At 66.1% G+C, this 22,461-nt stretch carries 26 protein-coding genes; 12 read left to right on the forward strand and 14 right to left on the reverse strand.

Annotated elements, in window-relative coordinates; translation table 11 throughout:
• Positions 1-39 precede the first annotated feature (39 nt).
• From IPK75_10340 to IPK75_10355, 4 genes are all read left to right on the forward strand, one after another.
• On the forward strand, positions 40-603 hold the full coding sequence (locus IPK75_10340) for a LemA family protein (protein MBK8198760.1): 564 nt from the start codon (positions 40-42) through the stop codon (positions 601-603).
• A 46-nt stretch (positions 604-649) separates the two neighbouring features.
• Positions 650-997: a hypothetical protein gene (locus tag IPK75_10345; GenBank protein MBK8198761.1), complete on the forward strand. Its 348-nt coding sequence runs from the start codon at positions 650-652 to the stop codon at positions 995-997.
• Between the two features lie 70 nt (positions 998-1,067).
• On the forward strand, positions 1,068-1,694 hold the full coding sequence (locus IPK75_10350; protein ID MBK8198762.1) for a hypothetical protein: 627 nt from the start codon (positions 1,068-1,070) through the stop codon (positions 1,692-1,694).
• 181 nt (positions 1,695-1,875) lie between these two features.
• Complete coding sequence (locus IPK75_10355; protein ID MBK8198763.1) at positions 1,876-2,148, forward strand: hypothetical protein; 273 nt, start codon at positions 1,876-1,878, stop codon at positions 2,146-2,148.
• A 7-nt stretch (positions 2,149-2,155) separates the two neighbouring features.
• On the opposite strand, the gene IPK75_10360 is transcribed toward IPK75_10355, so the two are convergent.
• The 7 genes from IPK75_10360 to IPK75_10390 all read right to left on the reverse strand — a co-directional run bounded on the left by IPK75_10360 (position 2,156) and on the right by IPK75_10390 (position 9,337).
• Complete coding sequence (locus IPK75_10360) at positions 2,156-3,172, reverse strand: alpha/beta hydrolase (protein ID MBK8198764.1); 1,017 nt, start codon at positions 3,170-3,172, stop codon at positions 2,156-2,158.
• A 103-nt stretch (positions 3,173-3,275) separates the two neighbouring features.
• Positions 3,276-4,406, reverse strand: a complete 1,131-nt coding sequence (locus IPK75_10365) for an aminotransferase class I/II-fold pyridoxal phosphate-dependent enzyme (GenBank protein ID MBK8198765.1) — start codon at positions 4,404-4,406, stop codon at positions 3,276-3,278.
• 4 nt (positions 4,407-4,410) lie between these two features.
• The gene (locus IPK75_10370; protein ID MBK8198766.1) at positions 4,411-5,994 is read right to left on the reverse strand and encodes a TRAP transporter large permease subunit; all 1,584 of its coding nucleotides are present in this window, start codon (positions 5,992-5,994) and stop codon (positions 4,411-4,413) included.
• Complete coding sequence (locus IPK75_10375; GenBank protein ID MBK8198767.1) at positions 5,984-6,652, reverse strand: TRAP transporter small permease subunit; 669 nt, start codon at positions 6,650-6,652, stop codon at positions 5,984-5,986. Before IPK75_10375 ends, IPK75_10370 begins: the two co-directional genes overlap by 11 nt.
• A 13-nt stretch (positions 6,653-6,665) precedes the next feature.
• Positions 6,666-7,775 carry a TRAP transporter substrate-binding protein gene (locus IPK75_10380; GenBank protein ID MBK8198768.1) on the reverse strand — a complete coding sequence of 370 codons (1,110 nt, stop codon included), beginning with the start codon at positions 7,773-7,775 and terminating at the stop codon, positions 6,666-6,668.
• A 52-nt stretch (positions 7,776-7,827) separates the two neighbouring features.
• Positions 7,828-8,586 carry an arginyltransferase gene (locus IPK75_10385; GenBank protein ID MBK8198769.1) on the reverse strand — a complete coding sequence of 253 codons (759 nt, stop codon included), beginning with the start codon at positions 8,584-8,586 and terminating at the stop codon, positions 7,828-7,830.
• A gap of 100 nt (positions 8,587-8,686) precedes the next feature.
• Positions 8,687-9,337, reverse strand: a complete 651-nt coding sequence (locus tag IPK75_10390; GenBank protein ID MBK8198770.1) for an OmpA family protein — start codon at positions 9,335-9,337, stop codon at positions 8,687-8,689.
• 195 nt (positions 9,338-9,532) lie between these two features.
• Between IPK75_10390 and IPK75_10395 the strand changes: the two genes are divergently transcribed.
• From IPK75_10395 to IPK75_10410, 4 genes are all read left to right on the forward strand, one after another.
• A complete protein-coding gene (locus IPK75_10395) occupies positions 9,533-10,399 on the forward strand; it encodes an NAD(P)-dependent oxidoreductase (protein ID MBK8198771.1) in 867 nt (288 codons plus the stop codon).
• The gene (locus IPK75_10400) at positions 10,399-11,409 is read left to right on the forward strand and encodes a TIGR00341 family protein (protein MBK8198772.1); all 1,011 of its coding nucleotides are present in this window, start codon (positions 10,399-10,401) and stop codon (positions 11,407-11,409) included. Before IPK75_10395 ends, IPK75_10400 begins: the two co-directional genes overlap by 1 nt.
• Before the next feature lie 10 nt (positions 11,410-11,419).
• Complete coding sequence (locus tag IPK75_10405) at positions 11,420-11,854, forward strand: DUF1801 domain-containing protein (GenBank protein ID MBK8198773.1); 435 nt, start codon at positions 11,420-11,422, stop codon at positions 11,852-11,854.
• A gap of 147 nt (positions 11,855-12,001) precedes the next feature.
• On the forward strand, positions 12,002-12,439 hold the full coding sequence (locus IPK75_10410) for a peptidylprolyl isomerase (protein MBK8198774.1): 438 nt from the start codon (positions 12,002-12,004) through the stop codon (positions 12,437-12,439).
• 6 nt (positions 12,440-12,445) lie between these two features.
• On the opposite strand, the gene ligD is transcribed toward IPK75_10410, so the two are convergent.
• Genes ligD through IPK75_10435 form a run of 5 tightly spaced genes read right to left on the reverse strand, consistent with a single transcriptional unit; the run spans position 12,446 to position 17,849 of the window.
• Entirely contained in the window at positions 12,446-14,941 is a 2,496-nt protein-coding gene (gene ligD, locus IPK75_10415) for a DNA ligase D (GenBank protein ID MBK8198775.1), read from the reverse strand.
• Between the two features lie 6 nt (positions 14,942-14,947).
• A complete protein-coding gene (locus IPK75_10420; GenBank protein ID MBK8198776.1) occupies positions 14,948-15,847 on the reverse strand; it encodes a Ku protein in 900 nt (299 codons plus the stop codon).
• A gap of 54 nt (positions 15,848-15,901) precedes the next feature.
• Positions 15,902-16,255, reverse strand: a complete 354-nt coding sequence (locus tag IPK75_10425) for a hypothetical protein (GenBank protein MBK8198777.1) — start codon at positions 16,253-16,255, stop codon at positions 15,902-15,904.
• A gap of 23 nt (positions 16,256-16,278) precedes the next feature.
• Positions 16,279-17,277, reverse strand: a complete 999-nt coding sequence (hemB, locus tag IPK75_10430) for a porphobilinogen synthase (GenBank protein MBK8198778.1) — start codon at positions 17,275-17,277, stop codon at positions 16,279-16,281.
• A gap of 29 nt (positions 17,278-17,306) precedes the next feature.
• Complete coding sequence (locus IPK75_10435; GenBank protein ID MBK8198779.1) at positions 17,307-17,849, reverse strand: GNAT family N-acetyltransferase; 543 nt, start codon at positions 17,847-17,849, stop codon at positions 17,307-17,309.
• A 58-nt stretch (positions 17,850-17,907) separates the two neighbouring features.
• On the opposite strand from IPK75_10435, the gene IPK75_10440 reads away from it, so the two are divergent.
• A complete protein-coding gene (locus tag IPK75_10440; protein MBK8198780.1) occupies positions 17,908-19,047 on the forward strand; it encodes an isobutyryl-CoA dehydrogenase in 1,140 nt (379 codons plus the stop codon).
• Between the two features lie 175 nt (positions 19,048-19,222).
• On the opposite strand, the gene IPK75_10445 is transcribed toward IPK75_10440, so the two are convergent.
• Entirely contained in the window at positions 19,223-20,074 is an 852-nt protein-coding gene (locus tag IPK75_10445; GenBank protein ID MBK8198781.1) for an SDR family NAD(P)-dependent oxidoreductase, read from the reverse strand.
• Between the two features lie 109 nt (positions 20,075-20,183).
• Between IPK75_10445 and IPK75_10450 the strand changes: the two genes are divergently transcribed.
• From IPK75_10450 to IPK75_10460, 3 genes are all read left to right on the forward strand, one after another.
• Positions 20,184-20,573, forward strand: a complete 390-nt coding sequence (locus IPK75_10450; protein MBK8198782.1) for a globin — start codon at positions 20,184-20,186, stop codon at positions 20,571-20,573.
• A 71-nt stretch (positions 20,574-20,644) separates the two neighbouring features.
• Positions 20,645-21,196, forward strand: a complete 552-nt coding sequence (locus IPK75_10455; GenBank protein ID MBK8198783.1) for a cytochrome b — start codon at positions 20,645-20,647, stop codon at positions 21,194-21,196.
• A 73-nt stretch (positions 21,197-21,269) separates the two neighbouring features.
• Positions 21,270-22,109 (forward strand): TauD/TfdA family dioxygenase, encoded by an 840-nt coding sequence (locus tag IPK75_10460; GenBank protein MBK8198784.1) that lies wholly within the window; start codon positions 21,270-21,272, stop codon positions 22,107-22,109.
• Between the two features lie 3 nt (positions 22,110-22,112).
• On the opposite strand, the gene IPK75_10465 is transcribed toward IPK75_10460, so the two are convergent.
• Positions 22,113-22,400, reverse strand: coding sequence for a hypothetical protein (locus IPK75_10465; protein ID MBK8198785.1), 288 nt, complete (start codon positions 22,398-22,400; stop codon positions 22,113-22,115).
• Positions 22,401-22,461: the final 61 nt, after the last annotated feature.

The raw sequence follows: 22,461 nt of genomic DNA on the forward strand, positions 1-22,461 counted from the left end.
TACCCCTTGAATATCCGGAATTCCTTCAAGGGGGCACCCATGAATCTCGTACTTGTCGTGCTGGCTGTGATCGTGGCGATCGTGGGCCTGATCATCCTGATCTACAACGGCCTGGTGATGAAGCGCCAGCGCGTCAACCAGGCCTTCGCGGACGTGGATGTGCAGCTGAAACAGCGCCAAAACCTGATCCCGAACCTGGTCGAAACGGTGAAGGGCTATGCCAGCCACGAACAGGAAACCTTCCAGCAGGTGATCGCGGCACGCAATGCGGCGCAGGCGGCCAATACGGCCGGCGACATGGCGAAGGCGGAAGGCGTGCTGAGCCAGGCGCTGGGCAAGCTGTTCGCCCTCGCCGAGGCCTATCCCGACCTGAAGGCGAACACCAACTTCCTGCAGCTGCAGAACGAGCTGTCCGCGATCGAGGACAAGCTGGCGGCGGCGCGGCGGTTCTACAACTCGGCGGTGCAGGACTACAACACGGCGCGCGAGCAGTTCCCGGGATCGATCGTGGCGGGCAGCTTCAACTTCGAGCCACGCGAATTCTTCGATGTCGGCGTGGAAGGCCGCGCGGCGCTCGACGAGCCGCCGAAGGTGAGTTTCTAGGCCGGCGATTGCGCGCTACACTGACGGCTTCGCATCGGAGGCTGTCATGAAAATATCTTTCCTCCTTGCGGCGGGCTCTCTCGGGCTCGCCGCTTGTGCATCTGGCGGCGGCGCGCCGCACGTCAAATGGAGCGCGTCGAGCTGGAACGGGCTGGCGCCGCAGACGATCGGCACCGACAATTTCAACTTCTACGCCGCCCCGCTCGACGGGCAGGGATTCAAGCTGAAGCTGTCGCTGGCGATGGGGCCGGATTTCTCGATCCAGGCGGGTGAGAGCACGCTGCCGGCGGAACTCGAACAGGCCGCGCGGGACGCGGCGCCCGAAGGCTGCACGTTTGTTTCGCTGACGCGCACGGCGGATGGCGGCGCAGAGGCAGATTACAAATGCGAATGAATACAGGTGCTGGACGCGGCGGCTGAATTCGGGTGAATCTGGCGGACCGATCCCGAAAGGACGACCGATCATGCGCCTTCTCCTGATTGCCGGCCTTGCCGCCGCGCTTGCCGCCTGTTCCCCGAAGACCGAGAAAGCGCCGGATGCCGCGCCGCTGCCGGTGGAGGAGACTGCGCCTCCGGAACAGGCCGGCCCCTTGCCGTCGCTCGATCCGACCGAGCTGGACCTGTCGAAGATCGCCCTGGCGATGCGGATTCCGTCGACCTTCCGGGCCTATGATGACGGGGCCTACCTGCAGATCAACCTGATCAATCCGCGCCTCGGCGTGGACATCGCGGAAGAGTTTGCGCTGGACGCCAAGGAAGGCTCTGACAGCCCATTCCTTGCCAGCGAGGCGCGCGAGGGCTTCACGATGTGGAGCTATGCCACGATGCCGGAAGATGCCGAACGGCTGCGGGCGCTCAGCCTTGAAGTGGCGCGCCTGAAGCAGGAAGCGCCGGGCGAGAACGAGCTGACCTTCGGGGCGGTCGCGCCGGGCTGCTGGAACGAGCCGGAGGCGACGCCGACGAGCCTAGCGCGGACGCTGTATATCCGTGTACTGCCGGAAGAGGATTTCCAGGTGTTCGTGCCGGAACTGGAACTGACGAAGGACGCCATTCCCGGCATCGAGAGCTTCTGGGGCGCGTGCGCGGAGTAGGTGGCTGGCCCGTTTCAAAAGCCATCACTCATCCTGAGCGAAGTCGAAGGATGGGCCAAGCCGAGCGGTCGTGAAGCCCCGGCTCTCCTTCGACTTCGCTGAGGACGAGCCGTTCGCGGCGGCCGGAGTTTGGTCGAGGGCTATCGCTCCCGGGCGCAGTCTTGTGCTATGCACAGCCTCCATGAGCGATACCCTTGGCCCCGGTGATCTGGTCCTGTGCGTGAACGCCTCCCCGAACCATGTGACGGGTGAACCCGTGCCGCTGGTGGCGGGGGAAACTTACCGCGTGCTCGACCTCTGGGAATTTGCCTGCCCGTGCGGGCGCTCCGATGCGCTGATCGATGTCGGCGTCGGCTGGGCCTGGTGCCAGAGCCGGTTCCGCAAGCTGCCCAAGCCGAAGGCGCGTGAGCGCGTGCGCCGGACGGCGAAGCCGAAGGAAGTGCAACCGGTTTGAGGGGCCCTCAGGGCAGGACGCCGCGTTCTCGCAGCCAGTGTTCGAGCAGCGACGGCCAGACGGTGTCCGGCGAGTGGTCGCGCCTGAGGCCGAAGGCATGGCCGCCGGTGGCGAAGAGGTGGACTTCGGCGGGCACGCCGGCGGCGTCGAGCGCGCGGGCATAGACGGTCGCGTTGCAGACGGGGTTCACGTCGTCATCCCAGGCCTGGATCAGGAAAGTCGGCGGTGTCTTCTCGGTGATCTTGAGGCGGGGGTCGAGCTTGTCGCCGGCGCGGCAGATATGGCCGGCGAAGAAGGAGATGGCGAAGTCCGGACGGCTGCTGAACGCGTCGATACGGTCCGTAAGCGGATATTCCGGCTCGGAGATGTTGCTGAGCTGGACGGTGAGGTAGCCGCCTGCGGAGAAACCCATGGCGCCGACCTTTGCGGGATCGATGCCGAGCTCCGGCGCCATGGCGCGGACCATGCGGACGGTCCGCTGCGCATCCTGCAAGGCGGGGGCGGGATTGGGCTCGACGACACATTGGCATTCCTTGTTCCAGGAATGGTTGGTGTTCGGTACACGGTATTTCGAGAGGATGCAGGTCATGCCATGCGACGTGACCCAGTCGCAGATCTCGGTGCCTTCGAGGGTGACCACGACAGCGTTGAATCCGCCGCCCGGAAAGACGATGACCGCCGCGCCGGTGTTCGCGCCTTTCGGTGGATAGATCGTGATGGTCGGGTCGCTGACATCGAAGATGGCCTGGGAAGTGTCGCCGCCGACCGCTTCGGGGGAATAACGCGTGGCGACGCGTTCCGGCGGGCTGGACGCCGCGTCGACGCCGGGGGCGGCGCCGGGCCAGATCGGCAACTGGGTGAGGCCTTCCGGCGCCTCCCAGGCGCCGGTCGTCCAGGTCAGCTCTTCCTGCGATCTCTCCACGGGCGCCGGGGCAGCCGGGGTGTCGGCGAGGGCCGCGCGGTCCGGCGGCGAGCAGGCAAACAGGCACAGGGCCGGCAGGGCAAAAAGGGGCCAATGACGCATGATCGCTCCAGCTGAGGAGTGGGAGGGCGGACCCTTACCTTGACGAGGGTATGGCGCGCCTTCAAGCACGGCAAGGCATTTGCGCAAGTGGGCAAGGGCAGGCTCAGCGTTGCGCCTTGAACCAAGGCTCAAGTTTGCCGATTGCTTCCTTGATTTCGTCCGTGGACAGCGCAAACGAGAAGCGCATGAAGCGGTGGCCGTCGACGGGGTCGAAGTCCACGCCGGGGGCGGTGGCGACGCCGGTGTCTTCGAGGAGTTTCAGGCAGAAGGCGAGGCTGTCATCTGTGAAGCGGGAGATGTCGGCATAGATGTAGAAGGCGCCGTCGGGCGGGGCGATGCGTTCGAGGCCGAGGCCGGGGAGCGCGTCCAGCAGGAGCTGGCGGTTCGCGCGGTAGACGCCGAGATGGCCTTCGAGTTCGTCGCGGCTGTCCATCGCGACGAGACCGGCATGCTGGGCGAGTGACGGCGCGGTGAGGAAGAGGTTGCCGATATAGGCGCCGGTGCGGGCCGCGCCGTCTTCGGGCGAGACGAGCCAGCCGAGGCGCCAGCCGGCCATCGAGAAGTACTTCGAGAAGCTGTTGACGACATAGGCGGTGGGGTCGAACTCGAGGATCGAGTGCAGCTTCGGGCCGTAGGTGAGGCCGTGATAGATCTCGTCGGAGATGATCCGTATGCCGCGCTTGCGGGCGACATCGGCGATGGCGCGCAGTTCGGCTTCGGCGATGATGGTGCCGGTGGGGTTGGCGGGGCTGGCGAGGATGACGCCGGCCGGGGCGGGGGTGAGTGCATCGAGGGCGGCGGCCGTCAGCTGGTAGCGTTCGGCAGCGCCGCAGGGAATCTCCACGGGCACCATGTTCAGGGCACGGATGGTGTTGCGGTAGGCGACGTAGCCCGGGCGGGCGAGGGCGATGCGGTCGCCGGGATTGAAGGCGGTGGCGAGCGCGAGGACAAGCGCCGGAGAGGCGCCGCAGGTGATGGCGAGGCGCGCGGGCGGGACGGTGACGCCGTAGGTGTCCTTGTAGTGCTGCGCGATGCGGGCCTTGAGCGGGACGCTTTCCCAGTAGCCCATGGCTTCGGTGTCGAGCACGCCGTGGGCGGCGGCGATGGCCGCCTTGGGCGCGCCGGTCGAGGGCTGGCCGAATTCCATGTGCAGGATGCGCTGGCCCGCGGCCTTCATCTCGTGCGCGCGGCGGCTGATGGCGATCGCCTGGAAGGGGGAGATGTCCTGTCCCACGGGACTACTGGGCCGCGATGGAGGGCAGCCAGGTGGCGAGCGAGGGGATCGCGGCGACGAGCACGATGAGCAGCAGCTGAAGCGCAATGAACGGGATGGCTCCGCGCCATATCTGCAGGGTGCTGACTTCCGGCGGAGCGGCGCCGCGCAGGTAGAACAGGGCGAAGCCGAAGGGCGGGGTGAGGAAGCTCGTCTGCAGGTTCACCGCCATCAGGATGGCGAGCCAGACCGGATCGCAGCCGAGCACGATCAGCGGCGGGGCGACGAGCGGCACGACGACGAAGACGATCTCGATGAAGTCGAGGAAGAAGCCGAGCACGAACATGACAAGCATGGTCATGGCGAGAGCGCCCCATTTGCCGCCGGGTGTCCCGTGCAGCACTTCGGCGACAAGGTCGTCGCCGTCGAAGCCGCGGAAGACGAGGCTGAACAGAGAGGCGCCGATCAGGATGAGGAAGACCATCGCGGTGATATGGGCGGCGCTTTTCAGGGCAGGCGTCAGCTGGGCGGCCTTGCGCAGCACGAGGACGCCGGCGGCGAGCGACGCGGCGAAGACGAGGCAGCCGAGTGCGGTGATGGCCATGCCAAAGGCGGCGAGACCGGAATGCTGGATGTCGCCGACGCGCAGGTCGAGCGCGTTGCGCAGGACGAGGATGACGATGAGGCTGGCGAGGCCGGCGAGGATGACGGGCGAGAGACGGCTGCCGGCGTCGCGCGCGAGGCGCAGGCCCGCGAGGAGCAGCGCGCCGCCGGCGCCGATGGCCGCAGCTTCCGTGGGCGGGGCAATGCCGCCGAGGATGGAGCCGAGCACGGCGACGATGAGCGCGAGCGGGGCGCCGAGACCGAGCGCGATTTCGCTGCCGGTGAGCGGCGGCGTGCCTTCCTCGCGCGGCGCAGGCGGGCAGGCGGCGGGGCGCGTGAAGGCGACGAGGGCGACCCAGGCGAGGTAGAAGCCGACGAGGATGAGGCCGGGGATCAGCGCGCCCGCGAAGAGGTCGCCGACCGAGACGACGGCAGAGCCGGCGCCGGTGCGCAGGCTCGCCTGGCTGGCGGCGTTGGAGATCGCGTCGGCGAGGAGGATCAGCACGATCGAGGGCGGGATGATCTGGCCGAGCGTGCCGGAGGCGGCGATGGTGCCCGTGGCGAGGCGCATGTCGTAGCCCTGGCGCAGCATGGTCGGCAGCGCGATCAGGGTCATGGTGATGACGGTGGCGCCGACGATGCCGGTGGAGGCAGCGAGCAGGGTGCCGACGAGGATGACGGCGAAGCCGAGGCCGCCGCGCACATTGGCGAGCAGGCGGCTGGCGATGCCCAGCAGGTCTTCCGCGACGCGCGAGCGCTCGAGGATGACGCCCATCAGCACGAACAGGGGCACGGCGATCAGCGTCTGGCTCTGCATGATCGCGCCGCCTTCGATGCGGCTGGGGAAGGCTTTCAGGAAAGTGTCCGGGAAGACGCCGAGGGCGATGCCGACGAGGGCGAAGATCAGCGCGATGCCGCCGAGCGTCAGCGCGACGGGATAGCCGGCGAGCAGCGCGCAGACGGCGGCGGCGAACATCGAGATGGCGAGGATGGCTTCAAGTTCCATGGCCGCTCGCCTCCGGGTCTGCGGCGGGCTCCGCCGGTGGCAGCGCGCCGGTCAGGCGCAGCGCAGCCTTCAGGCTTTCGGACAGGCCCTGCGCCATCAGCAGCACGGCGAAGACCGGCAGCAGGGTCTTGAAGAGGTAGAGGATCGGCAGGCCGTCGGACTCGCGTGAGCCTTCAAGGAGCAGCCAGGAACGGGCGAGGCCAGCTTCGCCCGTGGTGAGGATCCGTACACAGATCGGGAAGAGGAAGAGATACGCGCCGGCGAGTTCGATCCAGTTGCGGCCCGTTTCGCCGAAGCGGGGGCGCAGGATGTCGACGCGCACGTGTGCGCCGTCGCGCAGGGCGCCGGCGGCCGCGAGCATGAACATCGCGGCGAAGGCGTAGGTGACGATCTCGCTGAGCCAGGTGAAGGAGAGGCCGAATGCATAGCGCAGGACGACCACGGCGAGCTGGGCGACCACCAGGATAAGGCCGCTCACCATGGCGGTGCCGAGGGCAAAGCCGCTGATGCGGTCAATGGCGGCGGAGACGGCGAGGGCGGGCCGGTCGAGCACGCGCGGCACGGCGAGCACGATCAGCGGCAGCGCGAAGAGCGGCAGGAGGCCGATACCGACCCACTTGAGGCCGGCGCCGATTGTCAGGAAGACCTGGCTGTCCATGCGGGTCTCCGGCCTATTTGCCGAGCGCGCGGGCGGCGTAGTACGGCCCGTCGGAGACGCCGGCCCAGCCGCGCATCAGCTTCAGCGAGGTCTCGAAGCTTTCATAGATGCGCTTTTCGATGCCGTCCTTGCCGCTGGCGGCGCGCACGTCGTAGGCGGCCTCCGACATGCGCTTGACCACTTCCTCCGGGAACGAACGAAGCTGGGTGCCGTGTTCGCGCACGAGGAGGTCGAGATGCACCGAGTTCTGGTAGGTGAATTCGCCGAGCGAGAGGTGGTTGCAGGCGGCGCAGGCCGCTTTCAGGATCGCCTGCTCGCTGGGGATCAGGCTGTCCCAGACGCCGCGGTTGATGCCGACGGCGAGGCTGGCGCCCGGTTCGTGGAAGCCGGGACCGTAATAGTAGGGCGCCTCACGGTGGAAGCCGAGGGCGTAGTCGTTCCAGGGGCCGACCCATTCGGTGGCGTCAATCGCGCCGGTCTGGAGGGCCTGGTAGATCTCGCCGCCGGCGAGGGCGACCGAGGCGCCGCCGAGCGCGCGGAGGACTTCGCCGCCCTGGCCGGGGATGCGCATCTTGAGGCCGACGAAATCGTTCAGCCCACGGATTTCCTTGCGGAACCAGCCGCCCATCTGGTGGCCGGTATTGGCGCCCTGCAGGGACTTGATGCCGAACTGGCCGGCGAGCTCATCCCAGAGTTCCTGGCCGCCGCCGAAATCGATCCAGCCCATGATCTCCTGCGCCGTCATGCCGAAGGGCACGGCGGTGAAGAAGGGGAAGGCGGTGGACTTGGCGGTCCAGTAATAGTCGGCGCCGTGGTACATGTCGGCCGAGCCGTTGGCGACCGCGTCGAAGCTTTCGAAGGGCGGCACAAGCTCGCCGGCGGCAAAGACCTTGATCTCCATCAGGCCGTCCGACATCGCGAAGACAAATTCCGATAGGCGCTCGGCCGCGCGGCCGAGGCCGGGCAGGCCCTTCGGCCAAGTGGTGACCATGTTGAAGCGGCGGCGGTTGCGGCTGATCGCGGGGCCGGAGAGCGCCTCGCCGGTTTTCGGATTGGCGAAGGTGGCGGCGGCGCCGGCCGCGCCGAGCAGCCCCGCGCCAACCAGGTTGCGGCGGTTGATCATGGAATGCCTCCCCAGGCTGCGCGGGCCGGTTGTCCGGGCCTCTCGTCGCAGCTTACTCGTCGTCTCTCAAGAGCCGCCAGCGGTCGCCGTCAAGCACTTCCAGTGGCTGATAGCGACGTTTGTACGCCATCTTCGGGCTGCCCTTGACCCAGTAGCCGAGATAGACGTGCGGCAGGCCAAGCTCCTGCGCGTGCTTGATGTGATCGAGGATCACATGGTGGCCAAGGCTGCGGTCAGCCTTTTCGGGATCGAAGAAGGTGTAGACCATCGAGAAGCCGTCTCGCAGCACGTCGGTGATCGAGCAGGCGACCAGGGGCGCCGTGTCGTCCGGACCATCGCGGTATTCGAAGATCAGGCTCTGGACCGGGCTGCCGCCGACCATGGCGACATAGTCCCGGTAGGTCATCTCCGACATGCCGCCATTGTCGTGGCGCGTCTTCACGTAGGATTTCAGGAGGCGGAACTGTTCGCGGGTGGCCTGCGAGACGACCGGGCGGCGCACCAGCGACTCGTTGCGCTGGATGACGCGGCGGTCATTCCGGCTGACATGGAAGTCGCGCGTCGGCACGCGCACGCTGCGGCAGGCGTTGCAGCGCAGGCAGGCGGGGCGGTAGGCGATCGACTGGCTGCGGCGGAACCCGGACTGGCTGAGTACGTTGTGGACGGCATCTGCTTCCGCAATGGCGAGGTTCGTGAACGCCTTGCGTTCCTTGCGATCCGGCAAATACGGGCACGGGCTGGGGTTCGTGACGTAGAACCTCAGCGACCGCTCAAGGCCGGCCGGCAACAGATGGGAATCCGTGAACTTCATGTCCGCCGACGATACACTTCGCCGGGCCAGCGCCAAGGGGCAAACACCGGCGGGGGCGCCCATCGCGGCAAAAAAGCCACACAGGCGTGACCCGAAAGCCTCACGGCTGGGCGCCGAGATGAACTTTCAGGCTGATCCGGCGGTTCACCGCGAGGTGCGGCTGGCCCGGATCGAGGGGGTGAGTGTCGGCGAGACCGGTTACCGCCTGGAAGCGGGCCGGGTCGACCCCGCCGGCTTCGAGCAGGCGGCGGGCCTCGTTGGCCCGGTCGGTCGACAGTTCCCAGTTGGAATAGCCAGTCCGGGTCAGGCTGAAGGCATCGGTGTGGCCTTCGATGGAAAGGGCGTTGGCCAGGGGCGCCAGCGTCGTGGCGGCGGCGGCAACCAGGGCTGCGCCTTCGGCCGACAGGGCGCCGCTGGCGCTTTCGAACAGGGGGCGGCCTGCCGTATCGACGAGATCGAGGCGCACGCCGTCCGGCTCGACGGTCAGGATGACGCTTTCGCCGGCAGCCTTGAGGGTCTCGGAAAGCTGCAGCAGGCCCAGCAGGTCGGCGGCTTCGGAGCCTTCCGGCGCGAGGGCGGCGGCGGGGACGGCTGCGTCCTTCAGGCGGAACTTGGCGGCGATGGCGCTGCGATCATCCGGGGAGACGCCGCTGACCAGCCACATCAGGAGGAAGAAGGCCATCAGGGCGGTCAGGAAGTCGGCATACGCCATTTTCCAGGTCCCGAGCTTGCGGGCCGGGAGGGCAGGCATTCTGCCTGCGTGGTTCCGATGGGTCGTGGCGTACGCCATTTTCCTTGGTCCTGTCATTCTGACGGAATGCAACGTGTAGCAGGTCATGGTGAAACCGGCGCTTCGGGCGGGGGTGGGATTTCGATGAAATTCGATCTATCTGGCGTCCCAGAACGGCACACTCGCCCGAGCGCGCCGCTGGCGAAGGAGACATCAATGGCGCGCACGGCTTTCCTGGGACTCGGGGTCATGGGTTTCCACATGGCCGGGCATCTGGCCAAGGCGGGCCATCAGGTCAGCGTCTGGAACCGCTCGCCGGAGAAGGCGGCAGCCTGGACCGGGGTGCACCGGGGCGAGGCGGCGAAGGATCCGGCCTCGGCGGTGTTCGGCGCGGAGTTCGTGCTGATGTGCCTCGGCGATGATCCGGACGTGCGGGCGGTGTTCGAGGCATTCGAGCCGAGCCTCGGGGCGGGGATGACGGTGATCGACCATACCACGGCCTCGGCGGGCCTCGCCCGCGAGCTGGCGGCGCGGTGCAAGGCGAAGGGCGCGCGCTTCATCGATGCGCCGGTTTCCGGCGGTGAGGCGGGCGCGATCAACGGCAAGCTGACCATCATGTGCGGCGGCGAGGACACGGCGTTTGCGGCGGCCGAGCCGGTGATGAATGCGTTCGCGCGCAAGATAACCCTGATTGGGGAGACGGGCGCCGGGCAGCTGGCGAAATCGGTCAACCAGATCTGCATTGCGGGGATCGTGCAGGGCCTCGCCGAAGGGCTGCACTTTGCGGAAGCGGCGGGGCTGGACGCGGCCAAGGTGATCGAGGCGATCTCGGGCGGCGCGGCGCAGAGCTGGCAGATGGAGAACCGCTGGAAGACGATGACCGAGGGCAAGTTCGATTTCGGCTTTGCGGTCGACTGGATGCGCAAGGACCTTCGCATCACGCTGGACGCCGCGCGCGAGACCGGCGCGAGCCTGCCGCTGACGGCGACGGTGGACCAGTACTATGCCGATGTGCAGGCGATGGGCGGCGCGCGCTGGGATACGTCGAGCCTGATCGCCCGTCTCGGCCGGAAGCCGGACTGATGGGCATCTGCCGCATCGACCTGCACGTGCCGGACGGCGAGGCGTTCGACCTCGCGCTGCGCGCGGTGAAGGCGGCGGACCCGTTCGACTATGTGGTGCTGCAGCCGGAACAGACCGACCGCAAGCTGGTGCACGTCTACATGCGCGACGGGCCGGCGCAGGCGCTGCTCGACAATCTCCAGACCGTGCTCGAGAAGCGCAAGGACTGGCGGATCACGGTCGCCTCGCTCGACGTGACGATCCCGAAACTGCCGGAACCGAAGGACGAGAAGAAGGCGGCGCGCGCGCAGAACACGCGCGAGGAGCTGTACGTGAAGGTGTCGAGCGATGCGAAGCTCGACTGGAACTTCGTCATCATGGTGGTGCTGTCGACCATCGTGGCGGCGATCGGGCTGGCGTCTGACGGCGTCGCGGCGGTGATCGGGGCGATGGTGATTGCGCCGCTGCTGGGGCCGATCCTCGGCTTTGCGATGGGCGCGGCGCTCGGCGACCTGGCGCTGCTGCGCAAGGGGATGATCACGCTGCTGGCGGGCATCAGCATTGCGCTGGCGGTGTCGCTGGTGCTGGCGTTCTTCCTGCCGCCGAACTGGGAGAGCCGGGAGCTGATGTCGCGCGCCGAGGTGCGCCTGGACGGGCTGGCGCTGGCAATGGCGGCGGGCGGGGCGGCGGCGCTGTCGATGACGCGCGGGGCCTCGGCGACGCTGGTGGGTGTGATGGTGGCGGCGGCGTTGTTGCCGCCCGGCGCGGCGATCGGTCTGTTCGCCGGCTATGGGCAGGGCACGCTGGCGCTCCGCGCCACGCTGCTGCTCAGCCTCAACGTTGCCGCGCTGATCCTGTCGGCCTTGCTGGTGTTCCGGCTCAGCAAGATCCGTCCACGGACCTGGATCGAGCAGCAGCATGCGAAGCGAGCGGTGTGGCTGAATGCGGGTCTCTCCGCGCTGTTCCTGCTCGTCTCGGTAGCGCTGATCGTGCTACTGGATCTCGGCAAAGCTGTTCAGATCGGCAACTGAGGGGAAGCACATGGCGAAGTACGAACCGAAGACCAAGGCGACCGAGATCAAACCGAAGGACTTCGTCGCTTCGCTGGAAGACGGCCCGCGCAAGCGCGATGCGCAGAAGCTGTTGCCCTGGATGGAGAAGGTGACCGGCCTCAAGGCGAAGATGTGGGGCCCGAGCATCATCGGTTTCGGGCGCTACCAGTATGAATATGACAGCGGCCATTCCGGCGAAATGTGCATGACCGGCTTCAGTCCGCGCAAGGCCAACATGGTTGTCTATATCCTGTCAGGCTACAAAGGCCTTGAAGAGAAGCTCGCGCGGCTCGGGCCGCACAAGACCGGAAAAAGCTGTCTCTATCTGGGCAGTCTCGACAAGGTCGACATGGACGTGCTCGAAGAGATCGTGCGGGACGGCGTCACCTACGTTCGCAAGAACTACAAGACTTCCGACGCCTGAGCAGCCAAATTACCGTGTTGTGGGTTTACATGAGGGGCTGAGGGGGTACCCTTGCCCCTCGCCCTGTCCCCAATCTCGATCAGAGCGGCCAGCTTGCCTCGCGCAGCAAGGCCTCCGAGATTGCAACTCCCAACGATTGGATATCCCATGACACAGGCTCAACCCGGTGACACCGTACACCTTCACTATACCGGCACACTGCCCGACGGCACGACCTTTGACAGCTCCGAGGGGCGCGAGCCGCTCGTCTTCCAGGTCGGCGCAGGCCAGATCATCAAGGGTCTCGATGCCGCCATTCCCGGCATGGCTGTCGGCGAGACGAAAAAGGTCGAAGTCGCGTGCGACGAAGCCTACGGGCCGGTGAACCCGAACATGCGCCAGGATGTACCGCGTGCGGACTTTCCGAAGGACGTGCCTTCGGAGGTTGGCACACGCTTGCAGATGCGCACGCAGTCTGGCGATCCCGTCCCAGTGACCGTCGTCGAATCGAACGACAAGGTCGTCACGCTCGATGCGAACCATCCGCTGGCGGGCAAGGACCTGATCTTCGAGATCGAGCTGGTCTCGGTGCAGAAGGCGGCCTGATGCGCGTCAGTCGCGGGTGAGGATGTCCAGCACGCCGGCCGAAATCGACTGGCGAAGGCCTGAATACCCCGCCCACGGATCTTTCTTCAGGGACGCGAGACGCTGGCGGATGTTCGACAGCGTGTAGGCGTTTGCGGCCTTGATGCGCGGAAGCTCATCCCAGCGCACCGGCACGGCGATCGGTGCGCCTTCGCGTGCGCGCAGGGAATAGGGGCAGACGGCGGTGGCGCCGCGTTCGTTTCGCAGCCAGTCGATGAAGATGCGGCCCTTGCGCTTCTTCTTGGACATCTCCGAGACGTAGCGCTCCGGGTGCGCCCGTTCCATCTGGCGGGCGAGGCCGCGCGCGGCGGCCTTCACGTCAGCCCAGTCGCGGCGGCGTTCGAGCGGCGCGACGACATGGATGCCCTTGCCGCCGGTCAGCAGCGCAAAGGTCTCAAGGCCAGCGCTCTTCAGCACATCACGTACTTCGAGGGCGGCGACCTTGACGTCGTCGAAGCCGAGGCTTTCATCCGGGTCCAGATCGATGACGACCCGGTCCGGCTTTTCCAGCATGTCGGTGCGCGAGCCCCAGATGTGCAGCTCCAGAGCGCCGATCTGGGCGGCGGCGACGAGTGCTTCGGCGGAGTTCAGCAGAAGGTAGCTGGCGGAATTCCCGTCGCTTTCCCTGATCTTCGTTTCGGTGATCGCGTCCGGCGTCGAGTCCGTGTGGTGTTTCTGGAAGAAACACTGTCCGGACGCGCCGGACGGGCAGCGCACGAGGCTGACTGGATGGTCCTTGATATAGGGCAGCATGCGCGGCGCGATCTCCGCCATGTAGGCGGCGATGTCCCGTTTGGTCGCGCCCTGGCCATCGAAGACGACGCGGTCAGGATGCGTCAGCTTCACGCCGAGGATCGTGTCGCCGGAAGTGTCGTTGTCCATTGATTCGGCCTGTTTCTGCTTGTCGGATGATACCTCGCGCGCCGGCTTATCTTCGCGCAATCCGAGAAAACTCGGATGGCGCAGGACGCCGTCGGGGGTGCGCTCGGTGTAAGCGATCTCGGCGACGAGCTTGGGAGTCAGCCAGACGGCGGCACGGCGGGCGTCGGCGGGGAGGCTCTCGAAGGCCGACGTCTTGCGCTTCAGGGGCGCCATGGAAGCTGCGAGCGCGTCCATTGTTGCCTCGTCAAAGCCGGTGCCGACGCGGCCGCGATAGAGGAGCTGGCCGTCTTCGAACTCGCCGAGGAGGAGCGAGGCGAAGGGGCGGCCTTTCTTGTCGGACTTCCGGTATCCGGCGATGACGAATTCGTCGCGTCCGACGCATTTGGATTTCAGCCATCCGGCGCCGCGGCCTGAGACGTAGGCGGACGATTTCTTCTTCGAGACGATGCCTTCGAGGCCCATGCCGCAGGCCTTGCCGATCACGCGTGCGCCGCTGCCGTCAATATGGTCGGAAAAGCGCAAAGTGCCGTCGCCTGCGGGAATGAGTTTCTCGAGCGCGGCCTTGCGCTCGGTCAGCGGCTTGCGGCGCAGGCTCTTGCCGTTGAGCGCCAGCAGGTCGAAGGCGTAGTAGGCAAGGTGTGCGTCGGCGCCGTCATTGGTGGCGGCTTGCAGGGCGGAGAAGCGGCTGCGACCCTTTTCGTCGAGCGCGACGAGTTCGCCGTCGAGGATGGCGGAGTCCACGTCGACCTTTGAAAGTGCGGTGGCGATCGCGGGATACTTGTGGGTCCAGTCCTTGCCGCCGCGCGTGATCAGTTTCACACGGCGGCCGGCGAGCAGGGCCTGGATCCGGTAGCCGTCGAATTTCAACTCGTGCAGCCAGTCGTCGCCTTCGGGCGGCGCATCGCGCAGGCTTGCCAGCTGGGGCTCCACAAAAGTTGGGAACTTCGGGTCGTCCGCCTTGCGCAGCATGCCGGCCTTGCCCTGCGCGGCGGCGGCTTCGATTTCCTCGAAGTCGTGTCCGGTGGTGACGCTCTCGGTCCAGGTTTCGCGCGGGTCGTGGTCTTCGTCGACGGCGTCATCGCGCTCCTTAATGAGGAGCCAGTTCTCGCGGTCCTTGCTGCTCTTCGCCTTCATCAGCACGAGGGCCCAGCCGCCGGTGAGGCGCTTGCCGTTCAGGTCGAACTTCAGCGAGCCTTTCTTCAGGCCTTCGTGGGGATCCTCGCGCGGGATCCATTCCCCTTCGTCCCAGAGCATGACGGTGCCGGCGCCGTAACCGTCCGGGATCACACCTTCGAAACTGCCATAGTCGAGCGGGTGATCTTCCGTGCGCACAGCGAGACGCTTGTCGGCGGGGTTCAGGCTTGGGCCCTTGGTGACGGCCCAGCTTTTCAGGACGCCGTCGAGTTCGAGCCGGAAATCGTAGTGGAGACGGGTCGCATCGTGTTTCTGGATGACGAAGGAGAGCTTGCCGCTGTTGCGCTTTCCCTTTTTCGAACTTTTGGAGCCGTCAGGTTCCGGTGTGCGCGAGAAGTCGCGTTTCTTGCGATAGGTTTCGAGAAGGTCCGAGCTGCGGGCGGCCATGACGCATCAAGCCGCCTTCGAGGACTTGGCTTTCGACTTTGGCTTCGCCTTGGAGGCTGGCTTCTTCCGGGTCGTTGTCTTCTTTGATGATGAAAGCGTCTTCGCAGACGCACTGCCTTTCTCGCTCGCGACACTCTTCTTGAGCGCTTCCATCAGGTCGATCACCTTGGCGCCGCCGGAGGCGCGATCACCCGACGTGTCTTCCGCGACGGCGCCCGATTCCTGCTTCTCCTTGATGAGCGCGCGCAGGGCGGCGGCGTATTTCGACTTGAAGGCTTCCGCCTTGAAGGGCGCGACCTTGCGCTCGATCAGTTCGCTGGCGAGGTCCATCATCTCCTTGTCGGGCTTCATGTCCGGGATGTCGTCGAACACCGTATCACTGTCGCGGATCTCGTTGGCGAAGCGCAGCGTCTCCAGCAACAGGCCGTCGCCGCAGGGTCGGATGGCTACGACATAATCGCGCCCGCGGACGGCCATCTGGCCGAGGCCGACCATCTTGGCCTTGCGCAGCGCTTCGCGAATGACCGTGAAGCCTTCGGCGGCGACTTCGTCGCCGGCCGGGACAACATAGTAAGGCTTCTCGAAATAGCGCGGGTCGATCTCGCAGGCGTCGACGAACTGGACGAGGTCGATGGTGCGCTTGCTTTCGAGTTTGATTTCGTCGAGCTCGTCCGGCTCGAGGATCACGTATTCGTCCTTGCTGGTCTCGAAGCCTTTGACGATCTCGTCATGGTCGACCGGGCCGACGCCCTCGACGACCTTCTCGTAGCGGATGCGCTTGCCGGAGGGCTTGTGGATCTGGTGCAACGAGACGCGGCTAGCGGATGCGGTCGCCGTGTAGAGCTCGATGCCGATGTTCACGAGGGAAAGGCGCAGGTGGCCCTTCCAGTATGCGCGCTGTGCCATGAATTGTTCTCCAACCGAAACAATGCGGCGGAGACGCGGGAGTTCCGGCGGGCGTCAGTCGACCGGAATGTCCATGAAGCGCAGCGCGTCTTTCATGACTTCCTGGCCGAGGCTCTGCCCGTAGGATTCCAGCGCGGCTTCGAAGGCGGGTGTCTGGACGTCCGCGAAGGACATGCCGCACTGGGTGGTGGCGATCGACATGGCCTCGAAGGTGAGCTTCAGGAAGGACTCGGTGGCGGCCTGCTTGTTTTCCTGCAGAGCCTGGATGATCAGCTGTTTCATGCCGGATTTCTGCGTCGGCGTGGTGTTGGCAATCATGCAGGACGCGAGCTTGTTCTCGCCTTCTGCCGCGGACGCGTTGAGCGCAAGCAAGGACAGGGCCGAGGCCATCATCAGGGAACGGATCATGTCGGGTCTCCGGGAGGTAAGGATCACCCGTTCAGTACCACGCCCGCCTTCTCGGCAAAATAAGTTATGACACCTGAGGCCCCGGCGCGCTTGAAGGATAATAAAGTCTCCATCATGACACGGTCGCCATCTATCCAGCCGTTCTGGGCGGCGGCCATGATCTGGGCGTATTCGCCGGAGACCTGGTAGGCGAGCGTCGGCACGCCGAAGGTGGTGGAGACGCGGTGGACGATGTCGAGATAGGGCAGGCCGGGTTTCACCATGACCATGTCGGCGCCCTCGGCGAGGTCGAGCGCGACTTCGCGCAAGGCTTCGTCCGTGTTCGAAGGATCCTGCTGGTAGGTTTTCTTGTCGCCCTTGAGGGCGGCGGCCGAGCCGATGGCTTCGCGGTAGGGGCCGTAGAAGCCGCTGGCATACTTGGCGGCGTAGGCGAGGATCATGGCGTTGGTGAAGCCCTCTTCCTCGAAGGCGGCGCGGATGGCGCCGATGCGGCCGTCCATCATGTCGGAGGGCGCGACGACGTCGGCGCCGGCGCCGACATGCACGAGAGCTTGCGTGACGAGGCGTTCGACAGTGGCGTCGTTCGGGATGGTGCCGTCCTCGTCGAGCAGGCCGTCATGGCCGTGGCTGGTATAGGCGTCGAGGGCGACGTCGGTGATGAGGCCGACTTCCGGAGCGGCGTCCTTCATGGCCTTCAGGGCGCGCGGGACGAGGCCGTCCGGCGACAGGGCGCCGGTGCCTTCGGCGTCCTTGCCCTCCGGGCCGATATACGGGAACACGGCGATCGCGGGGATACCGAGCGCCCTGGCGCGCTTCGCCGCGCCGGCGGCTTCCTTGACGCTGAGCCGGTCGACACCCGGCAGTGAAGTCACAGGCACGCGGCCCTCGCCGTCATGGACGAATACCGCCCAGACGAGGTCTGCCGGGGTCAGCACATGTTCGGCGGTGAGGGCGCGCACCCAGGACGCCTGGCGCAGGCGGCGCATCCGGGTGGCGGGAAAGGACTGGGGAAACTGGGTCATGGCGCTCTTTTGCGCCAATTCCCGGCGGCTCACAACCAGCCCGCGCGCCGCACCATGAAGCAGCGCTTCGAGACATCCAGCCCGTTCTCGACCTGGATTGTCTCGATCTCCGTCATCCAGGGCAGCAGCTTGCTGCGCGGCAATTCGCGGAAGCCGAGGCTGCGATAGAACGGGCCGTTCCAGGCGAGGTCGCGGAAGGTCGACAGGGTCACGCTCTTGAGGCCGCGCCGGGCGGCATCCTTGATGACATGGCGCATCAGCTCGCCGCCGAGGCCCTTGCGGCCATGCCTGGGGTCGACGCTGATCTGGTCGAGATAGAGGGTGGCGCCGCGCTCGGAGGTCAGCGCGAAGCCGACCGCGTCGCCCTTGTGCCGGACCACCGTCAGGTGGCGCAGCTGCATGGCCGCTTCGAGCGTGGGGATGGGCACATGGTCGGTCAGGGCGTCGTCGGGCAGGTAACCGGTGCCCTCAAACAGGCGGCTGGCCGCGAGGTCGGTAAAGACGAGATCGGCGATGTCCTCGGGGGCGGCCGGGGTCAGGGTATATCCATCCGGCAGGCGTCGCATTGACATCGGGGCAGGCTCTATTCCAAGTCGGCGCCAGACATATTGGGATTGGGACGGATTGCCAATGAGCCTCATGTTTGACGACGAACGCGTGATGATCCGCGACATGGCGCGCAAGTTTGCCGAGGACCGGCTGCTGCCGCATTCGGAAGAATGGGACCGGGACAGCCATTTCCCGGTGGACGTGATCCGCTCCACCGCCGAGCTCGGATTTGCCGGCATCTACGTGAAGGAAGATGTGGGCGGCTCCGGCCTGACGCGGACCGACGCGGCGCTGATCTTCGAACAGCTCTCCTATGGCGATGTCTCGACCGCCGCTTTCATTTCCATCCACAACATGGCTTCGTGGATGATCGACACGTTCGGCTCCGACGCGCAGCGCAAGGCCTGGCTGCCGCGGCTGACCTCGATGGAGCTGATCGCCTCCTACTGCCTGACAGAGCCGGGCGCCGGGTCTGACGCGGCGAGCCTCAAGACCAAGGCGGTGCGCGACGGCGACGACTATGTGATCACCGGCACCAAGCAGTTCATCTCGGGCGCCGGCACGTCGGACGTCTACGTCCTCATGGCGCGGACCTCGGATGACGGCGCAAAAGGCGTTTCGGCCTTCATCATCGAGAAGGGCACGCCGGGGCTCTCGTTCGGCGCGAACGAGCGCAAGATGGGCTGGAAGAGCCAGCCGACGCGGCAGGTGATCCTCGACGAGGTGCGCGTGCCGGCGGCGAACCGGATCGGCGAGGAAGGCCATGGCTTCCGCTTTGCGATGGCGGGGCTGGATGGCGGGCGTCTGAACATTGCGGCTTGCGCCCTCGGCGGCGCCCAGTTCGCGCTGGACAAGTCGGTGGCTTATGCGAAGGAGCGCAAGCAGTTCGGCAAGGCGATTGCGGATTTCCAGAACACGCAGTTCAAGCTCGCCGACATGGAGACCGAGCTGCAGGCGGCGCGCGTGATGCTGTATGAAGCGGCCGGCCGGCTCGACGGCAAGACGCCGGACGCGACGCGCTGGTGCGCGATGGCGAAGCGCTTCGTGACCGATACGGCCTTCAAGGTCGCCAATGACGCGCTGCAGGTGCACGGCGGCTATGGCTACCTCGCGGACTACGGCGTGGAGCGGGTCGTCCGTGACCTGAGGGTCCACCAGATCCTCGAGGGCACGAACGAGGTCATGCGGGTGATCATTTCAAGGGATATGCTGAAGGGCTAGGGTTAGACCCTCACCTCCCACGCCCATTGGGCGCGGGTCCCTCCTCTCCCATTGCATGGGAGAGGGGTTAAGGCGGGAGCCATTCGAAGCGCGTAAACCCCTCTCCCGCCTTGCGGGAGAGGGGTCCATTGCGAAGCAGTGGGAGGTGAGGGGCTTGGGCCCCCGACCTCTGTTCTCAATGCCGCGGCGTTCGGGCCCGGATCCGGTCGAAGCCTTGCTTGATCGTCGCGAAGCGCGCCTCGATGTGGGGTTCGAACTGCAGGTCGGTGAAGATGTGCGGCCAGTCGCCTTCGATGGCTTCGCGCACGAGTTCGCCCACATAGAGCGGATCGATACCGCCGGCGATCGCCTCGGTGATCGCCTGCAGCATTTCCGTACCCGGACCTTCCGCCGGAATGCCGGTGGCGATCTTGCCGGCGTAGCGATCGGGGATGTTGCGCGAGGATTCGAGGATGTTGGTGCGGATGATGCCGGGGCAGAGCACCGACACGCCGATGCCGCGCGCGGCGAGTTTCGGGCGAAGACCCTCCGAGAGCGCGACGACCCCAAACTTGGTGACGTCGTATGAGGGATTGGTCGCGGCGATCATGCCGGCAATCGACGCGGTCGAGACGATATGCCCGCCTTCGCCATGCTTCTCCAGCAGCGGGCCAAAGATCTCGATTCCCCAGACGACCGCCATCAGGTTGACGCCGATCACCCAGTTCCAGCCGGCATCGTTCCAGGTGCCATAATCGCCGCCGCCGCCAACGCCGGCATTGTTGACGAGGATGTGGACCTTGCCGAAGCGCTTGACCGTTTCGTCGGCGGCCTTCTGCAGGTTGTCCTTCAGCGACACGTCCGCGATGACGCCGGCGACATCCGCATTCGTGGCCTTCAGGCCCGCGACGGCCTTGTCGAGCGCGGCCTGTTCGATGTCGCACATCATCACCTTGACGCCGGCCTGCGCCAGCGCGGTCGAGATGCCGAGACCGATGCCGGATGCGGCGCCGGTGACGAATGCGACCTTTCCTTCGAGCGATTTCATTGCGGTTCCTCCCTGTTTTCGGCTACCCTGCGCGTGTTGACGGCGACGCGCAATCAACGACGCAGCGTCAGCCTTTGACGGGGGCGAGGGTGTCTGACAGATTGCGGCCATGTCCCGCGCCGACCTCGTCCTCGATACGCTCGAACGCGCCAGTGAGAAGTGCGCCGACCCGGCGCCGCTGGTCTATCGCCGGCTGTTCGAGCTGCGCCCGGAATTCGAAGACCTGTTCGTGATGGATTCGGATGGCGGCGTGCGCGGCGCAATGCTGGAGACCTGTTTCAATGCCATCTTGGGGGTGACCGAAGACAGTCCTACCCAGCGCGTGATCATCTCTTCGTCGCGCTTTGCGCATGGCGGCTATGGCGTCTCGGAGCAGGATTTCGGGCTGATGTTCGTGGCGATCCGGGATACGCTGCGCAGCCTCGTCGGGGACGGCTGGACGGGCGAGACCGAGGCGGCCTGGACGGAATTGCTGGCCGACATCTCCGCCATCGAATGAGCGCTGGCGCTGCCCCGCGCCGTCGCATAGGTTGGCCGCAGCGCAAACCGGGCACAGGGGACACCGCAGACATGACCGACGCACAGACCGGCACTTATGGCGCCGTCTCCCGGCTGAACCACTGGATTGTCGCGCTCGGTGTGCTGGGCATGGTGGCGGTTGGCTTCTACCTCGAATTCGGCGGGCTTTCGCGCGAAGAACGTGGGCCGATCATGGCACTGCACAAGGCGACCGGCACGGTGCTGCTGCTGTTCATCGCCTGGCGGGTCGTCTGGCGGATCAGGCAGGGCTTTCCGGCGCCGGTGGCGGGCATGCCGGCCTGGCAGGAGACGGCGGCGCGCATCACGCACTGGGGCCTGCTCGCCGCGATGCTGGTGATGCCGCTGTCGGGTGTCGGCATGTCGTTGCTGGGCGGCCGGCCGATTGATGTCTATGGGCTGTTCATGCTGCCACCGGTCGCCAAGATCGAAGCGATCGGCGAGCTCGGCCACACGGTGCATGTCGTCACCGCCTGGATCCTCGCCGGGCTGATCGCGCTGCACGTGGCAGGCGCGCTCAAGCACCTGTTGCTGGACCGGGACGGCACCGTCGCCCGCATGGTTTCCGGCGCGCCGCCGGCCTGATTGCCAAGCACAGTGCAGCGGTCGTATGCTCGACCGGTCAGACCCGCGCGCAGATGCGGGCAGGGAGGATCAAATGCAGATTTCCGCACTGCCGGGCGCCGGCGCCGAGATCACGGGCGTCGATGTCCGCCAGATGACCGGGCCGGAGTTTGATCGCATCCGTGCCGCCTATGCCGAGCACGGGGTCATCTTCTTCCGCGACCAGTCGCTGAGCGAGGACGATCACATCTCGTTTGCCCGCCGGTTCGGACCGATCAACATCAACCGCTTCTTCCAGGCGCATGAGCGCTACCCGGAGATTGCGCTGGTGCTGAAGGAGAAGGAACAGAAAACCAATATCGGCGGCGGTTGGCATACGGATCATTCCTATGATGCGGAGCCGGCCATGGGCTCGGTCCTCGTCGCGCGGCAATTGCCGGACGAGGGCGGAGATACCTGGTTTGCCTCCATGTACACCGCTTATGAGACGCTGGACGACGCGACCAAGGCCGAGATTGCCGGCCTGCGCGCGGTGCATTCGGCGAAGCATATCTTCGGCTCGGGCAACGATAATTTCTACAAGGCGAACCAGGATACGGACGGGCGCATCGGCAACACGGCGGCCGCAGACGTGCTGGACGATGTCGTGCACCCGGTCGTGATCACCCATCCGCTGAGCGGCAAGAAGGCGCTGTACGTCAATCCCGCCTTCACGGTGCGCATCGCCGGTTATTCCGATGAGGCGTCAAACGCGCTGCTGATGCGCCTCTACGCCCAAGCCATGAACCCGGCGCATGCGCACCGGTTCAAATGGAAGCCGGGCTCGGTGGCCTTCTGGGACAACCGCTCCACCTGGCACTGGGCAATGAACGACTATCATGGCGAACGGCGCCTGATGCACCGCATCACGATCGAAGGCTGCGCGCTGAACTAGGCGCTATTCGAACTTGAATTCGACGCCGATCTCGAGACCGCTTTCCCAGCGTTTGAGGCAGGTGCGGGGGTACTTGAATTGCGGGATGCGCAGTTCGAACTCGTCCGGCAGCAACACGCCCTCCGGCACCGCAAGGCGGGCACCGCCGGGCGACACGTCGCGCACTTCGACTTCCTGCTTGCGGAACCAACCGAGCTTGATCAAGCCGCGGGCGTCGACGCGAATGCGCTGGCCGCGGCGGTTGAACTTGCCGACGTCGAGACGCGGGCTTTGAAAGGACTGGCTGGACATGGCACTTCCGGAACTGGAACTGGAGCAGGCTTCAGCGCCTCTTGTCGCACAAACATGTAAA

The organism is Acidobacteriota bacterium (assembly GCA_016712445.1).
Taxonomy (GTDB): Bacteria; Pseudomonadota; Alphaproteobacteria; order Caulobacterales; family Hyphomonadaceae; genus Hyphomonas.